Below are 18,995 nucleotides of genomic sequence, written 5' to 3'. Positions count from 1 at the left end.
TGAGTTATTGACAGTAACTCTATGTTATTTTTATCAGAAAGCACGTTGATAAGGCATAATGCCACTTTCTAACATCTTCTGACTACCTAAACTATGATTGTTATTTAGGCCTCTAAGTTCCACATTGATTGACCATTTATTGTCATATTCACTGCTGAACTTCTCTTTTTGCCAACCAACTATCTTACGTTCATAGCCAAGGTTGACCGCCCAGCAGCAAGTATTGTATTGCAAACCAACAAGTTGGCTCGCAGGTTGCTGTTGTTTGGTATCATAATAATATGAGCCCACAAAACCCCAGCGCTCGCTTAATGGCCAACTAACTACAGTACCCACTTGTGAAATACCACGTTGGTATTCAGGCAGCGTATAGGTATAGCCGCCATTCGCAGTATCTTCACGACGGAAGGTTGCTTGAATATAATCGCGGTCAACGAAACGGTAGTTCAACTGAACTAAACGATCGGCATCTAAACGGTATTCTGCAACCGCATTCCCCATGGTGACATTACCGAGGCGGCGGTCATATTGTAAACCACCACGCAAGCCCCAATTATCATCAATTCGCCACATAGAGTCAGTGGCCCACAATAATGAGCCAGTGTTACTTTTATCATCAATTGGGCGATTTGAATCACCCGCACGTGGGCGTTCGAAATAATAAATTTGACCCACTGAGAAATTAAACCGCTCAGCTAAAGCATCATCATACACGCGGGTTGTAACACCTGTGGTGAACTGGTTTGCAGAGGCGATACGGTCAAGGCCACTGTAAATTCGGTCACGGAATAAACCGCTATAGTCTGACTGCAACAATGAAGAGTCAAAGTTATTGATATTATCTTGATCTTTATACGGAATATATAAATATTGGACACGTGGTTCTAATGTTTGAACGAAATCACTACCTTGGAAAAGGTCTCGTTCGAAGACAACTTTCGCGTCACTTTTAAACATTGGCAGAACACGAGTCACATTTTTTTCTAAGCTTTTATCTGTATTTGAGCGTGGGATATCTTGGTCGTAATGAGTCGCATACAATTTGATGCTGTTATTCATATTTGCCCAGCCATTAGATAATGGCAGGTTTACTTCTGGTTCGATGTGTAAGCGAGTTGCATCAGGGTTATTTTTCCCCACACTAGTAAAACGAGCAGCTTGTGCGTAAGTATGCACATCAAAGGCACCTAAATTATTTTTATAATAATTGAAGTCCACTTGTGGCTCTGCTTTATAAGCACGTTTGTTGGGGTTATCAGCAAAAATTTGGAATTGTTTGTGAGTAACTTTTGCATTCCAGTTTGTATCTGAATAACCTGCACTGAATTTTTGCGTAGCGTAGCCATCAGTGGTGCTACCATACTGGGAACTAAAGTCAGTGAAATAGCTAGGGTCGCTCACTTTGGTATAGTCAGAGCTGAAATTCCAGTGCCCTGCATAAGTCCCAGAATGGCGCCAATAGAATAACCAACGGTCATCACTATCACGGTCTTCACGCTTACCACGTTCTTTGTCCTTGATATAAGCTCGGTCATGATTTAGGAAATCAAAGGCCACGGTGCCTGTACCAGGAGCAATGAGGTAACGGAATTCATTATTTAATTTTACTCCACGGTGGGTCATAAACTGTGGGGTAATTGTGGCATCGTAGTTTGGCGCAATATTCCAATAATAGGGTAATGAGAACTCTAGCCCATCGTTACTTGAATAGCTTCCCGTCGGAATTAAAAAACCGGAACGGCGTTTATTACCAATCGGCAATTGCATATATGGGCTATAGAAAATAGGCACGTCACCCACTTTAAAACGTGCATGCCAAATTTCAGCCACTTCTTCTTCGCGGTCGATAATCACTTCAGAGCCCGCAACGCTCCAGCTATTATTGCCGGGCAAACAGGTCGTGAATGTGCCGTTTTCCATAATAGAATAACGGTTTTCACCACGCATTTTCATTTTCGTCGCGTCACCACGTCCCTGACGGCCTACCATCATGTAGTTACCATCATTCACATCAGTGTTTTTATTATCTAAGTTAGACCACGCAGAAGGGCCTTTTAAGATAATTTGTGGGTCATCGTAGTGAACATTACCGGTGGCGGTTACTTCACGGACAGGCAGCTCACCCGCAGTTTCTGTTTGCGTGAGTTTAACCTTATCAGCGGTTAATGTTTGGTTCCCTTGTTGAATATCGACATTACCTTCATATTCAACAAAATTAGGGTATTCACCACGGACATCTTCAGCGGTAATGTGAATCGGCAGGTCGTTAGGGTCACCTTTTACAATCGGTTTTGTGTAAACAGGGACACCCAGCATACACTGCTGTGCAAGGTCAGCATGCGCTTGCTGACTATAAATTGCCGCCCATACCATGGTGGCGAGTAGTGTTGGATAGCTTTTTTTCATCATTAAATATGGGGTTCCGTCATCATTGGCATCGCCAGCAAACGCTCAAAGACTAACTTAGCCAACCACTTTGCGCCAGTATAATGTAAGAAACTTTACGCGCGGGTAGTTATGCATAGAGCTGAATGAATAGTATGATAATGCAAAATTGCATTTTGAGCATTGAAGAATTGAGGGATATATGCACTATTGGGGCAAAATTATTGGCGTTATACTCGCAATCGTCTCTGGATTGGGTTTTTGGGGGGCGCTAATTGGGTTAATTATTGGGCATGGTTTTGATAAAGCATCGATTCAACGTAAATTTGCAGGGAGAATGAATAAGCGTGATCGCCAAATTATTTTCTTTGCTAGCACTTTCCAAATTTTGGGGCATTTAACGAAGTCCAAAGGCCGTGTAACCGAGACAGATATTCAGCTTGCAACCAATTTAATGGACAGAATGCAATTACACGGAGAAACACGAAAAGCGGCTCAACAAGCATTTAGAGAAGGCAAATCCCCTAACTTTCCATTACGTGATGTATTAAAACAATTACGTATGGCCTGTTATGGCCGTTTTGACTTGATTCAGATGTTTCTGGAAATTCAATTACAGGCAGCTTTTGCAGATGGGCAGCTACACCCAAACGAAAGAAAAGTGCTGTTTATCATTGCTGAAGAGTTAGGTATTTCTAAGGTTCAGTTTGAACAGTTCTTGGATATGATCCAAAGTGGTCGCCAATTTGGCCAAGGGTACTCTCAGCAGCAATCAGGAGGGTATTATCAGCAATCGAATGGCCCAACCCTTGAAGATGCTTGTAAAGTCCTTGGTGTGTCCCCGAGTGATGACCCAACAAAAATTAAGCGTGCCTATCGTAAATTAATGAGCGAACATCACCCAGATAAATTGGTTGCGAAAGGTTTGCCGCCAGAAATGATGGAAATAGCGAAGCAGAAAGCGCAATCAATCCAAGCAGCTTATGACTTAGTCAAGAAGGAGCTCGGCTTCAAATAAATTTCCCCGTCATATTTCGCGCCGCAGCGTTGTTGGCTGCGCTCGCGAACCCTAGTCACATACTACTGTATGCTCCTAGGAATTCGCTCTCTTGCCGCCTAGCTGCATCACGAACTATTTAGGGGAAATCAGGCTAACGAAGAAAAACCAAAAAATCTCGCTTTGTTGTCTTCATTCATGAACCCTAGTCACGTAGTTATCTACGCTCCTAAGGATTTGCTCTCTTGCCGCCTAGCTGCAACACGAACTATTTAGGGGAAATCAGGTTAACGAAGAAAAACCAAAAAATCTCGCTTTGTTGGCTGCGCTCGCGAACCCTAGTTACATAGTTATGTATGTTCTTAGGGTAAAAACAAACGGGAAAATAATCAGCGCAAAAATAGAGTGAGTTAATTTCTGCACTGGTAATATTGAAATCTAATCAATCGATTAGAGACCGTTAAAAATCCGGTGGGCAGGTAAAATGCATTGGCGTGCCGTATTCAGGGTGGGTGATGTATAATTCCTGAGCATGTAATTGTAAGCGAGTAGCTAGCGCTTTGGCCTCATCGTGAGCATAGAAGCGATCACCAAGGATAGGGTGACCTAACGCTAACATATGGACTCTAAGTTGGTGCGAACGACCCGTAATAGGGGAAAGCTTTACGCGAGTGGCTTGTTCTTCATATTGTAAAACTTGGTACTCGGTTTGTGCTGATTTCCCTGTTTCGAAACACACTTTTTGCTTAGGGCGGTTTGGCCAATCACAAATTAGCGGCAAATCAACCAAGCCTTCTTCTTTTTCTAAATGACCCCAAACACGAGCAATATAGAATTTTTTCGGCTCACGCTCTCTAAATTGGCGTTTAAGTTCGCGTTCAGCTTTTTTGTGCAGTGCCACAACCATGACGCCACTTGTCGCCATATCTAACCGATGTACGGATTCAGCGGCGGGAAAATCACGCTGAACACGGCTCATAATGCTGTCATGATGCTCTGGCGCTTTTCCGGGAACAGAGAGTAACCCGCTAGGTTTATTCACCACAATGATGTGAGCATCTTGGTAAAGTATATGCAACCAAGGTTCAACAGCAGGTTGGTAGGGTTCCATCATAACGTGTGTAACTCCGAAGCTTTTAAATAATTTCTCCCTCAGATGAGGGAGAAATAAGTGACTATTTTAGTTTACGCTTACTATAATTCAAATTACTAATAATAAGCTATTTGAATGAGCGACAGCGTACTCACAGCAAGTCGGCTACTGATGAGTTACCACAACTAAACGAATCGCATCTAGTCGCCATGTAGCTTGGTCGATATTAGTCATCAGTTGTTGGCGTTCTTCCTCAATAATATCAAGTTCTTCATCACGGATATTTGGGTTGACCGCTTTTAGTGCTTCTAAACGAGAAAGCTCCAACGTTAGCGCCTTATCAGCCGCTTCTTTTGCATTCTCTATCAATGCGTTGGCTTCTTTTTCGATCATTGGCTCAGATAAGCGTAATACCGAATGAACCTCATTTTGTACTGCATTGACCAGTTTGCTTGCCATATGGCGGTTAATGGCATTTAATTGGCGGTTAAAACTTTCAAACTCAACTTGAGATGATAAGTTATTACCTTTTAAATCAATTAATAAGCGTACCGGAGTTGCGGGTAAGAAACGGCTAATTTGCAGGTTCTTAGGTGCTTGAGCTTCCACAACGTAAATCAGTTCAGTCAATAAGGTGCCAACAGGCAGCGCTTTGTTTTTCAATAAAGAAACCGCACAGCTGCCGGTATCGCCAGATAGCACTAAATCTAAACCATTACGAATAATAGGGTGCTCCCAGCTGATAAATTGCGTATCTTCACGAGAAAGTGCTTGCTCTCTATCAAACGTGATGGTGCAACCATCTTGAGGAAGTCCTGGGAAATCAGGTACTAACATATGGTCTGAAGGTGTGAGGATAATCAGGTTATCACTTTTATCTTCTTGATTAATACCGACAATATCAAAAAGATTGAGTGCAAAGTTAACCAATTCGGTATCGTTATCACCTTCACCAATTTCTTCAGCCAACAGATTGCCAGACTCGCCACCGTTTGAATGCATTTCAAGCAAACGGTCACGGCCTTGTTCCAATTGTAATTTCAAGCTGTCATGCTCTGCACGGCAGGTTTTAATAAAATCATCAAAACCTTCTGTGACTGTCGGTTCAGCCATAAATTGCAGTAATGGTTGGTAGTATTTATCGTAGATAGCTCGGCCTGTTGGGCAGGTATGTTCAAAGGCATCTAAGCCTTCGTGATACCAGCGGATCAACACAGATTGTGCGGTATTTTCTAAATAAGGCACATGAATGCTGATATCACGGCTTTGTCCAATACGGTCTAAACGGCCGATACGTTGCTCAAGTAAGTCTGGATTAAACGGCAGGTCGAACATCACCAACTGGTTAGCAAATTGGAAGTTACGCCCTTCAGAACCGATTTCAGAACATAATAGAACCTGCGCGCCTTCTTCTTGAGATGCAAAATAGGCAGCAGCTCGGTCACGTTCTAATAACGATAACCCTTCGTGGAACACGGCAGCACGAATCGCTTCGCGTTCACGTAACACTTGCTCCAATTGTAGTGCAGTTGCGGCTTTCGCGCAGATCACTAACACTTTTTCATGGCGGTTTGCGGTCAAAAAGCCCATTAACCACTCAACCCGCGGGTCAAAGTTCCACCACGTGGCGTTTTCACCTTCGAACTCTTGGTAAATTTGCTCAGGGTAGAGCATTTCTTTTGCACGTGTTTCAACGTCTTTTTTACTGCCCATGATACCAGCCACTTTAATTGCGGTTTGGTATTGGGTGGGCAATGGCATTTTTAACGAATGTAATTCACGACGAGGGAAGCCTTTGACGCCATTTCGGGTATTTCTGAACAACAGGCGGCTAGTACCATGGCGGTCCATTAACATGTTGATCAGCTCTTGGCGCGCAGCATTGCCATCTTCACCTTCAAGATTTGCAGCCTTTAGCAGTGGTTCGATATCTTGTTCTTTGATTAATTCGTTAAGTAAATTTTGCTGGTCATTAGTCAGTTTGTCACCCGACAGCAACAGTGAAACCGCATCAGCAACAGGACGGTAGTTTTCTTGCTCAGCAATAAAGTCTTGGTAATCATGAAAACGGCTAGGGTCAAGTAAACGCAAGCGAGCGAAGTGGCTTTCTTGGCCAAGTTGCTCTGGTGTTGCCGTTAATAGCAAAATAGAAGGAATATTTTCAGCTAATGTTTCAATAACTTGATATTCGCGGCTCGGGGCGGTCTCACTCCACTGTAAGTGATGAGCTTCGTCGACGACCATCATATCCCAGCCCGCTTCAACTAATTGGTCAAAACGCTGCTTGTTACGACGGACGAAATCCAGTGAACACAGAACGAGTTGTTCTGTTTCAAATGGGTTATCACTATCATGCTGTGCTTCACTGTAACGGCTATCATCAAATAAAGAAAAACGCAGATTAAAGCGGCGTAGCATCTCAACCAGCCATTGGTGCTGTAAGCTATCAGGAACAATAACTAAGACGCGCTCTGCACGGCCTGCCATTAATTGCTGGTGGATAATCATCCCCGCTTCAATGGTTTTACCTAAGCCGACTTCGTCAGCGAGTAATACACGCGGATGGTGGCGTTTTCCCACTTCATTGGCAATATGTAATTGGTGTGGGATCAGACTTGCACGAATACCGCGTAGGCCTGTCGCTTGATGTTTGACTTGCTCGCTTTGGAATTTGCGCGCACGAAAGCGTAAAGCGAAACGGTCCATACGGTCAATTTGCCCAGCAAATAGACGATCTTGCGGCTTATTGAATGTGAGCTTGCTGTCGAGGAACACTTCTCTAAGGCTCACACCGGTTTCTTGCGTATCTAAACGTGTGCCGATGTAAGTCAATAATCCTTTATCTTCTTCAATGCTTTCAACTTGAAGTTGCCAGCCTTCGTGGCTGGTAATGGTATCACCTTCATTAAACATCACTCGGGTAATAGGGGCATCACTGCTAGAGTAAAGGCGGTTTTCGCCACTAGCAGGAAAAAGCAACGTTACCATTCGGGCATCAATTGCCACGACGGCACCTAATCCAAGTTCGCTTTCTGTATCGCTGATCCAGCGTTGACCAAGAGTAAATGGCATAGATTTAACTTAATTCCATAAAATTGAGAGTTTATTTTTTAGATTTTTTAAGACAATTTTTATCAGTGTCTTCGCCCAGTGTTGGTGTAGCTCATTAATAGTTACACAAGGAAGAGTTCGAATTATTTTAAAAATAGTCGTTACCTGATGATTAATTATACACATTTAATTATTCAAATTGCAGCAAAGTGAGCACTAAGGCGTTTGCTGGGCTTGTGGCCGAGACAATGAGTCAGTCTATTTGAATTATAATGAGTATTGTTGATTATCACGCATAATTTGTGTAGCCAGACGTGCGAGACACCAAAGGGGCGATATATTAATTCAACCGAAGGCTATCGTCACCTGTTAAAAAAACATCAAAGGTAGAATAAATTTTAAAACAACAGGGTAATTTGCCCAGTTAGCAGGGTATCAAAGTCATCTTGTAAGAAAGGCAAGATAGCATCTGCTATTGGTTTGATTTGCTTGGAAATATAATGTTCGTAATCCGGTTTTGCCGTGATGATTTCCAGCGGTTCAGGCCCTGCCTGAGTGATAATATAGTTTATCCAACCACCATTTTGATATTGCAAAGGGCGCTGTAATTTTAAATTATAGTCATCAGCGGTACGAGCAGCTCGAACATGCGGAGGAACATTTTTTTGGTAATCAGTCAATTTTCGGCGCAGGCGTTTACGGTAAACTAAACGGTCATCATATTGGCCTGAACGAATATTTTGCACATATTCACGAATATATTCACGGTAAGGTTGGCGATAAAAAATACGGGTATAGAGCTCTTTTTGGAATATTTGTGCTAAGGGAGTCCAGTCCGAGCGAATGGTTTCCAGCCCTCTAAATACCATGGTGTCTTTACTCAGCCCTGCATAGCGTTTTTTACTCCCCATTTCAGCACCACGTACCGTTGGCATCAAAAATCGGCGGTAATGGGTTTCATATTCAAGTTCTAAAACCCCCTCTAATTGCCATTCTTCAGCTAAATGTTTTTTCCACCAGCTATTCACGTAATCACGTAAAGCAAAGCCAATTTTTTGCGCTTGCTCTTCATTGTGGGCGTCTCGTAACCATACAAATGTGGAGTCGGTATCCCCATAAATAACTTGGTAACCCTGTGACTCAATCAAACGTTTGGTTGTACGCATAATTTCATGGCCACGCATGGTGATTGATGCAGTCAGTCTTGGGTCAAAAAAACGGCACCCTTCAGCGCCTAGTACCCCAGCAAATGCGTTCATAATAATTTTCAACGCCTGGGATAGTGGCGCATTATGTTCTTTTTTGGCTTTATCCCGTTCTTGCCAGATATGGCTGACAATATCGGGTAAACAGTGGGTTGTACGAGAAAACCAAGCTTGGCGAAAACCAGGAACAGAATATTCAAGGTCTGGATGCGCTAATCCTTCAATCATACCCGCAGGGTCGATGAGAAAAGTTCTAATAATTGAAGGATATAGGCTTTTATAATCCAAAACTAATACGGAGTCATATAGCCCAGGTTGGGAGTCCATGACAAAGCCCCCGGGGTTCAGTTGCATTTTATGTTCCGTCAGGTTGGGCGCGACAAAGCCAAGGCGGTGTAGACGGGGAATATAAAGGTGTGAGAATGCTGCGACAGATCCGCCCATTTTATCAACAGCAAGGCCAGTTACTGTTGAACGTTCTTGCAAGAAAGCCATTAAATCGGTTTTTTCAAAGATCCGATGGACTAAAATACAATCTTGAATATTGTAGTGTGCTAGAGCGGGTTTATCGTGAGCAAAGCGGCGGTTGATTTCATCCATTCGGTCATAAGGGGTATCAATCGCTTTACCTTCGCCAAGGAGTTCTTGAGCGACAAACTCTAAACTAAATGATGAAAAACTCCATGTTGCTGCTTTTAATGCATCAATACCATCAATAATTAACCGGCCTTCAGCAGCGGCAAAAAATACCCCTTGCTTAAAGCCATGCTCTCGCCACTCCAATTTTTTGTTTTGTCGACCAAACAATAATGGGATGCCATAACGCTCAGCATGCTTTTGTAATACTTGTAAGTCGAATTGGATTAGGTTCCAACCAATGATGGCATCAGGGTCGTATTGGTGAAGCCATTCATTGAGCTTATGAAGTAATTGCGGGCGGCTATTCACATAGATTAAGCGATGTTCAGAGCTCAATGCAGGCCCTTGTTCTGGCCCTAACATAAATACCACATTGTCACCACAGCCAGACAGCCCTATAGAATAGAGTTCACCATGTTGGCTGGTTTCGATATCAAGGGAAACAGCTTTGACTAAGGGGCGGTAGCCTTCGCAAGGTTTTAGTTGAAACTCCCCTTGCTGATTTCGAGAAAACCAGACAGAGGCCGCGATAAAGCGCTCCATTAGATACCGTTCACTTGGGCGAATATCTGTTTCTAATAATTCGACACCCAATTCGTTGCAGCTTTTTTCAAGATTCTGTAATTGTCGATATTGCTGGCAATAAATCGCATAGACTTTTTCGCGTTTAAAATCAATTAATCCAAGGAGCCGGTAGGTAATATTGGGTTGTTCATCTAATAGATGTTTTACTTGAGGGAATTGAGATTCAGCTAAAAAACCAATGGCTTTTTGATAGGGAACAGTGACCTTTTGAGGTTGGTTATCAGTGAGTAGCCAATAAGAGACCTCAACACCGTGGCGGGTGTCTTTCCAGTGACGGCTAAGAATAAAGCCTCTTTCTGCTGGAGCGATAAGTTGGGTCATTAGGCTACTCGCATAAAACTTGCATAAAAAATAGTTACGATAAATATACGCGAATAGTGTGAATTTATACAGTGCTAATTATTGGAAACGCTTGTGATACTCAGTAAAGCAGACGCAGCGCTTTGTCCCTGTAATAGGTATTGAGTATCACCATCGTAGGCAATATTCCCTTCTGCAATAACCAGTGTCCGCGGGGCAATTTGTAAAGCATCATCAACATTATGCGAAACCATTAACAATGTGATTGATTTTTCTGCACAAATTTCCCTGAGTAATAGCAGCATTTCTCGGCGTAATGCAGGGTCGAGAGCTGAAAAAGGCTCATCAAGTAATAAAATTGGTTGATTGCGGATCATGCAGCGTGCTAATGCCGCGCGTTGACGTTGCCCCCCCGACAGTTGTGCCGGTAACCTATCTAAACATTCACTCAGGCTGACACGGCTCGCCATTTGCTCAACTCGCTGAATTTGCGTTTTATTCAGACGTAAATTGGGTTGCAGTCCAAGACCAATGTTTTGCCGGATTGTCAGGTGTGAAAATAAATTATTTTCTTGAAATAACATAGAAACAGGGCGCTTAGCCGGAGGGCTAAAAGTATGGTCTTCGCCATTGAGCGCAATTGTACCGCTTTTGGGAAATTGAAAGCCGCTAATCAAGCTTAATAGCGTACTTTTCCCTGCACCACTTGGCCCCATAACTGCCACAGACTCACCGGACTGAACAGAAAAATCAAATGACATTGTCAGGTTGTCGTATTGGTAATCTAGCTGAGTCAATTTAATCATGGTGTTTTCCTGAGATACGTTCAATCAAGCTAAATAAGCAAAAGCAAAGTAATAACAATAACATGGCCGTAACAGCCCCATCGTTTGACCGGTAAGCCCCTATTTGCTGATAAAGATAATAAGGGAGTGTGCGGAAGTTATCATTGCCAAATAACGCGACAACACCAAAATCACCAATTGAGATAACACAAGCAAATGCGAGAGCTTGGAAAATAGGTTTGCGTAATGCTTTAAGTTCAATAATTCGGAAACGATTAAAACCAGAAATGCCAAGTGATTGGCACAATGGGTTATAGCGTTCAGCGCTGTCTCGCATAGGGTTTTCTAATACTTTTAACGCATAGGGAATGGCTAACAAAGCATTAGTCATGATAACTAATGGGTAAGGGGATTCAGGTAAGCCTACCGTTTCATTAAAAAAGATAAAAAAACCTGTCGCGAGCACGATACCGGGCATGGCTAAAATAATTAACCCACTAAGTTCTAAGGCTTGCCCTAGACGAGCCGCTTGGCGTAAGCGCAATTCACGGCTGCTCCATAACAACATTAAGGTAAGTACCACGCAGACAGTACCAGCACACAGTGCAATAAACACAGAGGTTGCCGTGGCTTGCCATAAGGCGGGTTGCTGCAATACCGCCCAAAGTTGCCCATTTAACCCATCGAAAATAACCGCGAATAGTGGGGGAAGTAGCAATAACATGGCAGCGACAATGAGCAGCAGGTCACGAATACGACGAAATGCGTTATCAGCGGGGTCAACCCATTGCGCTTGTTGGCTAAACCCCACTGAAAATACACTATTTACTCTATGGCAGATAAACATTAAACCGACACAGAAAAACAGCTGGATGAGCGCCAAAAGGGTGGCTCGTCCTAAATCAAAATCATAATTAAGTGCTTGGTAAATAGCCAATTCGATGGTGGTTGCTGCCGGGCCGCCTCCCAGAGCGAGAACCGTCGCAAAGCTGGCAAAGCACAGCATGAAAATTAATGCGGCAGTGGGTAATATTTGCCGCCGTAAATAGGGCCATTCTAAAATAGTGAATTGCTGCCACTCATTAAACCTCAGTTGTGCTGCAATCTGCCGTTGCTCAATAGCGATATTCTCTAAAGATTGCAATAGCATACGTGTTGCCAGTGGCATGTTAAAAAATACATGCGCTAACAAAATGCCTTTTAGGCCATAAGGTGAAAAGGTGTAATTAAATCCCAGTAATTGACAAAGTTTAGCCAGCCAACCCGTTTGCCCGTAAACTGATAAAATACCAAATACGGCAACTAACACCGGAAGAACCAACGTCATTGCACATAAGCGTAAAAATAGGGTTCGCCCAAAAAAACGACGGCGGTGTAGTGCTCTTGCAAGAAAAATAGCAGGGATTACAGAAAAAATAGCGGATAAAAAAGCCTGCCAGAAAGTAAAGCCAATCACATGCCACAAATAGCTATCGCTAATAATGTCAGTCATTGAAATTTCAGGTGCAAAAAACCACAGTGCACCAAAACTAATAAGTGCAACCGTAATCAGTAATCCGGAGGCCAACGCCCCCGGTAGTAGAGACAAATTAATTAGCGACTGACGGCGGTTTGCCATAAACGAGTCCAATTTTGGCGTTCTTTGGCCACTTCTTGAGAACTAAATTGTAAGGCTTTTTCAGGTAGAGGTAACTGGTTGTATACCTCAGGTAAGGGAATATCAATGACCGGATACATCCAGTTTGTTGTTGGCAAGGTATTTTGGAATTCAGGCGTTAAGACAAACTGCAAGAACTGCTTGGCAAGCTCCGGCTGTGGGCTATTTTTCAGCCTTGCTGCCACCTCAACTTGCATATAGTGACCCTCATTAAATAATGCCGCAGCATAGTTATCTTTTTGGTCATTAAGCATTTGATAACCCGGCGATGAGGTATAACTGAGTACAAAATCACCTTCCCCTTTTAAGAACAGGCCATAAGCTTCACTCCAACCTTTAGTTACGGTGAGTGTTTTGCCTGCCATTTTTTGCCATGCATCCGCAGACTTGTCGCCATACAGTTTTTCAATCCACAGCATTAAGCCAAGTCCGGGCGTACTGGTTCGAGGATCTTGGTAAATAATTTTCCAATTATTTTCACTATTTAATAATGCATCCATACTTGTTGGTGGTTGTTTAATTTTATTAGTGTCATATATGAATGCGAAATAGCCATAGTCATAAGGAATGAATGTTGAGCTATCCCACGAAATAGGCAGCTTCAATGCACTGGTATTAATGTCGGCAGGAGCAAACAGGCCTGTTTTTTCAGCAGAATCTAATAAATTATTATCTAATCCTAAAATCACATCTGCTTTGCTATTTTTTCCTTCCATTCTGAGTCTGTTTAGCAGGGCTACACCATCCCCCAGCGCCACTATTTTTAATTCACAATCGCACTGCGCTTCGAAATTTTTTTTAATTTGTGGTCCTGGACCCCACTCTGCGGCAAAGGAATCGTAGGTATAAACAGTAAGCGTTGGTTTATCCGCCCATGCTAATTGACTTAAACTGAGTGCACCAAAGGTAAAGAACGATGCTATAATTTTGTTTTTAAACATGCTTTTTCCTGCGCTAAAAGATAGTGACACAGGATTTGAGGAGAAACCGGTGCAGATATGCAGACGGAGGCTCAAATCCCTACGCCGGTATTAACCGGATCAGGTTCTACGGGTTATTTCTCAGCCGAAATAAGTTCGGCACCCCGTTGAGATGTTCACTATTGTAGTGACTTCAGACATATCTGCAAACTGTATTGATATAGGTTTACCAGTTTAGGTATGTGTGAAACAATTAGGCATCTTTCAAATTTGGTTATTGAGGTAGTCTGTGATTGATGATGATGGCTACCGCCCGAATGTAGGAATTGTAATTTGTAATCGGCAAGGGCAAGTTTTATGGGCCCGCCGCTATGGTCAGCACTCATGGCAGTTTCCTCAAGGAGGCATCAATCCTGGGGAATCGCCGGAACAGGCGATGTATCGTGAGCTATACGAAGAAGTCGGGCTACAGCGTAAAGATGTCAGGTTATTGGCATCTACCCGTAATTGGTTACGTTACAAATTACCCAAGCGTTTGGTGCGTTGGGATACAAAACCTGTTTGTATTGGGCAGAAACAGCGTTGGTTTTTACTTCAACTTCAATGCAATGATGCCGATATAAACGTGCAGCGCAGTAAATCGCCAGAATTTGATGGCTGGCGATGGGTCAGTTATTGGTATCCTGTTAGGCAGGTGGTTTCTTTTAAACGTGAAGTTTATCGGCGTGTCATGAAAGAATTCGCTCCCGTAGTTATGCCTTTACAGGAACAAAAATTACCACAACGGCCCTCTTTTAATAACCGTAGGCGTGGAGCAAAGTAGCCTATGTTGACGCGTTTACGTGAAATTGTCGAAAAAGTTGCAATGGCGACAAGTTTGACTGATGCGCTAGAAGTGTTGGTGAATGAGACCTGCAAAGCAATGAGAACAGACGTTTGTTCTATTTATTTAGCTGATCACCCTCGCCAATGCTATTACTTAATGGCAACCCGCGGGTTAAAAAAACCTAGCGGGATTGCTATTCGTCTAGGTTTTGATGAAGGTGTCGTAGGGGCCGTAGGGCGCCAGTCTGAGATGCTCAATCTAGCCGATATTCGTGAACATCCTCAATATAAATTCCTGCCTCAGCTTAAAGAAGAACAATTAAAAGCTTTCTTAGGTGTTCCCGTGGTATACCGTCGCCAATTATTAGGCGTGCTGGTCGTACAGCAACGGGAAAAACGGCTGTTTAATGAAACCGAAGAATCTTTCATGGTAACGTTGTCGATGCAACTCGCCGTGATTTTGTCGCAAGCACAAGCAAAAGGTATTTTTGGGCAATATCGGCAAAATAGAATTAAAGCGATTCCTGTATCACAAGGAATTGCAATGGCTTATGGATGGCAAGATAGTTCCCAACCTTCTTTAGATAGTATTTTTCAAGCAAGCGCTATTGATATCGACAAAGAAAAACAACGCCTTGTCGCCGCCCTCGAAAGTGCTACAGCGGAATGTCGTCGTATTAGTAAACGTTTTATGGCGAGCTCAGCAAAAGAAAGTGCGGCGATATTTGATCTCTACAATCATTTACTGAGTGACCCACAGCTAAAAAAACATCTGTTTGCCGCCATCAATGATAACGCAACTGCTGAATGGGCAGTTAAAACAGTTATTGAAAATTATGTAGAGCAGTTTTCTCGCCTGCGTGACCTTTATTTAAGGGAAAGAGGGGCCGATTTAAAAGCATTAGGTCAACGCTTATTATTTCATCTTGATGATTCACTTACCGCAAATGAGCAATGGCCAGAACGTTTTATTTTAGTTGCTGATGAATTAAGTGCTAGTGTATTGGCTGAGTTACCTATTGAACAACTTGCCGGTGTAGTTGTGCGTGACGGAGCAACGCATTCTCATTCAGCTATCTTAATCAGAGCTATGGGAATTCCTGCGATTATGGGGGCGGATATTGAGCCTTCGTTATTACATAACCGCCATTTAATATTAGATGGTTACCGTGGTGAGCTCTTTATTGAACCTGAAAATTTAATTGTTCAGGAATACCAGCAAATCATTGAAGAAGAAAATGTTATTAGTCGCTTAGCGGAAGGAACTCTTGAACAAGATGCAGCACTTAAAGGCGGCGAACAAGTTCATATTTACCTTAATGCAGGCTTAAGTCCGCGCTACGAGCAACAGATTAACACAGGGGTTGATGGCGTTGGCCTGTATCGTACTGAACTGCCTTTTATGTTGCACAATGGTTTTCCCTCGGAAGATGAGCAAAAACAACTCTATAAAGAAGTTTTACAACTTTTCCCTACCAAGCCTGTAGTGTTAAGAACCCTTGATATAGGGGCGGACAAACAGTTGCCATACATGCCAATTAGCGAAGAAAACCCAAGCTTAGGCTGGCGCGGTATTCGCATCATGCTGGACCAGCCCGAGATTTTTTTAATCCAGCTAAGGGCTATGTTACGGGCGAATATGTTTTCAGGTAATTTACGTATTTTATTACCGATGGTGACCAGTGTTAATGAGATAGACGAAGCAATTTTGCTGATAAAAAGAGCAAGGGACGAAGTGAGTTTTTTATTAAAAATGCCAGTTGAGATGCCCCAAATTGGTATTATGCTTGAAGTTCCTTCTTTGCTATTTCTATTACCGGAAATAAAAAAACGCGTTGATTTTATCTCTATCGGGACTAATGACTTTACACAATATTTACTTGCTGTTGACCGTAATAACACCCATGTAGCGGCGCTATATGATAATCTTCATCCCTCAATTGTGCGCTTTTTAGCAAAAGTAAGTGAAGAGTGCCAACGCCTTCAACTCCCTGTATGTGTTTGTGGGGAAATGGCAGGGCAGCCACTCAGCGCAATGGTATTAATTGCTCTAGGATATCGCTCCTTAAGTATGAGTGGGCGTAGTGTTCCTCGCATGAAATATTTAATCCGCCAGCTTGACCCAGCCTTGATGTCGCAGTTAGTACCTAAGTTATTGGCTGCGGAAACGAGTGATAGTGTCAGGCTAGAGGCGAGTGAATTTATGGAGCAACACCATTTAGGCGGTTTTGTACGTGGTGGGATTTAACTTACAACAAGATGTAAGTATTTAATTTGGTTTAGTTTGAAAAATATCAAGTATAAATGACTATACTTTTTGTTGTATGCTTCAGGGGCTTCACAAATTGAAGCCTGTTGAATATGTAATAGTCGACGAGTAGTTGGCTTAATGATTAAAAAGTGGGGAACAATGAGTAACAACTACTTAGCATTTCCGGAAATAGATCCTGTTATGTTCTCGATTGGGCCAGTATCGTTACACTGGTATGGCTTTATGTACCTTGTTGGCTTTGTTTTTGCCCTTTGGCTAGCAGGGCGTCGCGCTGCAAAACCCAATAGTGGCTGGACAAAAAACGAAGTAGAAAACTTGCTGTATGTTGGCTTTGTTGGCGTATTTGTCGGTGGTCGGTTAGGTTACGTTTTCTTTTATAATCTCCCTGTTTTTCTTGACGATCCTTTATATCTATTTAAGGTTTGGGATGGTGGCATGTCCTTCCATGGCGGCCTAATCGGTGTGATATGTGCCATGATGTGGTTTGCTCACCGTACTCGCCGTCGTTTCCTGCAAGTATCTGACTTTGTTGCACCATTGATCCCATTTGGCTTAGGCATGGGCCGTATTGGGAACTTTATTAATGGGGAGCTATGGGGACGAGTAACACTCGATACGCCATGGGCATTTTTATTCCCACATTCACGCAGTGAAGATATTCAACTTGCCGCACAGGACCCTTCGTTATTACCCATATTAGAGCAGTATGGTGTGCTACCTAGACACCCATCACAGCTTTATGAAATGTTCTTAGAGGGAGTTGTTCTGTTCCTTATTTTGAACTTATTTGTGCGTAAACCTCGTCCAATGGGGAGTGTTTCCGGGTTATTCTTGATTGGTTATGGTGCATTTAGGATTATTGTTGAATTCTTTAGGCAACCAGACGCACAGCTTGGTTTATTTGGTGGTATTAGTATGGGACAAATTCTATCAATTCCGATGATTATTATTGGCGTTCTGATGATTGTTTGGGCTTACAAATATGGCAAAAATGTGCCAGCCCATAAGCCACTAAAAGAGCCTACAAAGAGTTAATAAATACAATTATTGGGGCTAACTTAGTCTGTTGAATATAACTATTTTGTAAATAAAGCAATGAAGTACAACGAGACAAAGGTTAGCCACTTAAGTTATTTTTTTAAAAGAGAGTCACTATGAAGCCGTATCTTGATTTATGCCAACGTATTATTGATGAAGGGCAATGGGTTGAAAATAAACGAACAGGCGTTCGTTGTTTAACCGTTATTAACGCTGACCTTGAATATGATGTGGGCAATAATCAATTCCCCTTGATTACGACTCGTAAAAGCTTTTATAAAGCGGCGATAGCTGAGCTTCTTGGTTATCTACGTGGCTACGACAATGCGGCTCAATTTCGTGAAATTGGTTGTAATACATGGAATGCCAATGCAAATGAGAACCAAGCATGGCTGAATAACCCTTATCGCAAAGGTGAGGATGATATGGGCCGCGTATATGGTGTTCAAGGGCGCTCATGGCAACGCCCAGATGGAACACATTTAGATCAGCTGAAAAAAGTCGTCAATAACTTAAAAAATGGAATTGATGACCGCGCAGAAATTATCACTTTCTATAACCCTGGTGAATTTGAAATGGGTTGCTTGCGTCCCTGCATGCATACTCATACTTTTTCATTGCTAGGTGATACCCTACATTTAACATCTTACCAACGTAGCTGTGATGTACCGCTTGGTTTAAATTTCAACCAAGTACAATGTTTTGTTTTGCTAGCTCTTATGGCTCGTATTTCAGGCCATAAAGCAGGTAAGGCTTACCATAAAATTGTGAATGCACATATTTATGAAAACCAACTGCCTTTAATGCGTGATGTCCAACTAAAACGTGAGCCGTTTGCTTCCCCTTCATTGTTTATTAACCCCAAAATTCAGTCATTAGAAGACCTCGAAACATGGGTGACTTCGGATGATTTTACTCTCGAAGGGTACCAGTGCCATGAGGCTATCAAATATCCGTTTACTGTTTGATTAGCGAATAAATTGTTTACTAAGATGGTTTTATCGGAAAACCATCTTATTATCGTTTTTTAACTTATCATCAATTTTCCTCCTTTATCTATCCCATCTTTCTTAATGAATTTTATCTTGGTTCATAATTAATTTACTTTCTTACATTTATTTTGAATTAACTATTTCTTTGCGAAGCAGCTCGCAAATTGACTTGTATTGTTATGCATTTATTTATTTTGTTGCGAAGCGTTATGCAGTTTGTAATGACAAACCTCGCTAGACAGATTTTTTTT

General features: G+C 42.4%; 12 protein-coding genes and 1 riboswitch. Of the genes, 5 read left to right on the top strand and 7 right to left on the bottom strand.

The genetic code is table 11. The annotated features are described in order from the left end of the window. Nucleotides 1–33 precede the first annotated feature (33 nt). A complete protein-coding gene (gene lptD / locus PSF31_RS14230; RefSeq protein ID WP_004257662.1) occupies nt 34–2,409 on the bottom strand; it encodes an LPS assembly protein LptD in 2,376 nt (791 codons plus the stop codon). Nucleotides 2,410–2,587: 178 nt separating this feature from the next. On the opposite strand from lptD, the gene djlA reads away from it, so the two are divergent. Then, entirely contained in the window at nt 2,588–3,403 is an 816-nt protein-coding gene (gene djlA / locus PSF31_RS14225) for a co-chaperone DjlA (protein ID WP_004257658.1), read from the top strand. Nucleotides 3,404–3,842: 439 nt separating this feature from the next. On the opposite strand, the gene rluA is transcribed toward djlA, so the two are convergent. The 6 genes from rluA to thiB form a co-directional block, all read right to left on the bottom strand. Beyond that, nucleotides 3,843–4,496, bottom strand: a complete 654-nt coding sequence (rluA, locus tag PSF31_RS14220) for a bifunctional tRNA pseudouridine(32) synthase/23S rRNA pseudouridine(746) synthase RluA (RefSeq protein ID WP_094961106.1) — start codon at nt 4,494–4,496, stop codon at nt 3,843–3,845. 144 nt (nt 4,497–4,640) lie between these two features. Beyond that, complete coding sequence (gene rapA / locus PSF31_RS14215; RefSeq protein ID WP_096864072.1) at nt 4,641–7,547, bottom strand: RNA polymerase-associated protein RapA; 2,907 nt, start codon at nt 7,545–7,547, stop codon at nt 4,641–4,643. 377 nt (nt 7,548–7,924) lie between these two features. Beyond that, nucleotides 7,925–10,276, bottom strand: coding sequence for a DNA polymerase II (locus PSF31_RS14210; protein ID WP_096864073.1), 2,352 nt, complete (start codon nt 10,274–10,276; stop codon nt 7,925–7,927). 74 nt (nt 10,277–10,350) lie between these two features. Beyond that, complete coding sequence (thiQ, locus tag PSF31_RS14205; RefSeq protein ID WP_096864074.1) at nt 10,351–11,061, bottom strand: thiamine ABC transporter ATP-binding protein ThiQ; 711 nt, start codon at nt 11,059–11,061, stop codon at nt 10,351–10,353. Beyond that, entirely contained in the window at nt 11,054–12,658 is a 1,605-nt protein-coding gene (gene thiP, locus PSF31_RS14200) for a thiamine/thiamine pyrophosphate ABC transporter permease ThiP (protein WP_096864075.1), read from the bottom strand. The genes thiQ and thiP overlap by 8 nt, the downstream gene beginning before the upstream one ends. Next, nucleotides 12,634–13,638, bottom strand: a complete 1,005-nt coding sequence (gene thiB / locus PSF31_RS14195) for a thiamine ABC transporter substrate binding subunit (protein ID WP_096864076.1) — start codon at nt 13,636–13,638, stop codon at nt 12,634–12,636. The genes thiP and thiB overlap by 25 nt, the downstream gene beginning before the upstream one ends. Before the next feature lie 58 nt (nt 13,639–13,696). Further along, nucleotides 13,697–13,794, bottom strand: a riboswitch (TPP riboswitch). 112 nt (nt 13,795–13,906) lie between these two features. Here thiB and rppH point away from each other — a divergent pair. The 4 genes from rppH to PSF31_RS14175 all read left to right on the top strand — a co-directional run bounded on the left by rppH (nt 13,907) and on the right by PSF31_RS14175 (nt 18,720). Continuing rightward, on the top strand, nt 13,907–14,440 hold the full coding sequence (gene rppH / locus PSF31_RS14190) for an RNA pyrophosphohydrolase (protein ID WP_004257639.1): 534 nt from the start codon (nt 13,907–13,909) through the stop codon (nt 14,438–14,440). 3 nt (nt 14,441–14,443) lie between these two features. Further along, complete coding sequence (gene ptsP, locus PSF31_RS14185) at nt 14,444–16,690, top strand: phosphoenolpyruvate--protein phosphotransferase (protein ID WP_096864077.1); 2,247 nt, start codon at nt 14,444–14,446, stop codon at nt 16,688–16,690. A gap of 162 nt (nt 16,691–16,852) precedes the next feature. Further along, nucleotides 16,853–17,749 (top strand): prolipoprotein diacylglyceryl transferase, encoded by an 897-nt coding sequence (gene lgt, locus PSF31_RS14180; RefSeq protein ID WP_036957999.1) that lies wholly within the window; start codon nt 16,853–16,855, stop codon nt 17,747–17,749. 119 nt (nt 17,750–17,868) lie between these two features. Further along, the gene (locus PSF31_RS14175) at nt 17,869–18,720 is read left to right on the top strand and encodes a thymidylate synthase (protein WP_096864078.1); all 852 of its coding nucleotides are present in this window, start codon (nt 17,869–17,871) and stop codon (nt 18,718–18,720) included. The last annotated feature ends 275 nt before the right edge of the window (nt 18,721–18,995 follow it).

Origin of the sequence: Providencia sp. PROV156 (genome assembly GCF_028480905.1) — a bacterium.
GTDB lineage: Bacteria > Pseudomonadota > Gammaproteobacteria > Enterobacterales > Enterobacteriaceae > Providencia > Providencia hangzhouensis.
The sequence above is the reverse complement of the archived record's forward strand: the minus strand, read 5'-3'. Positions and strand labels throughout refer to the sequence as shown.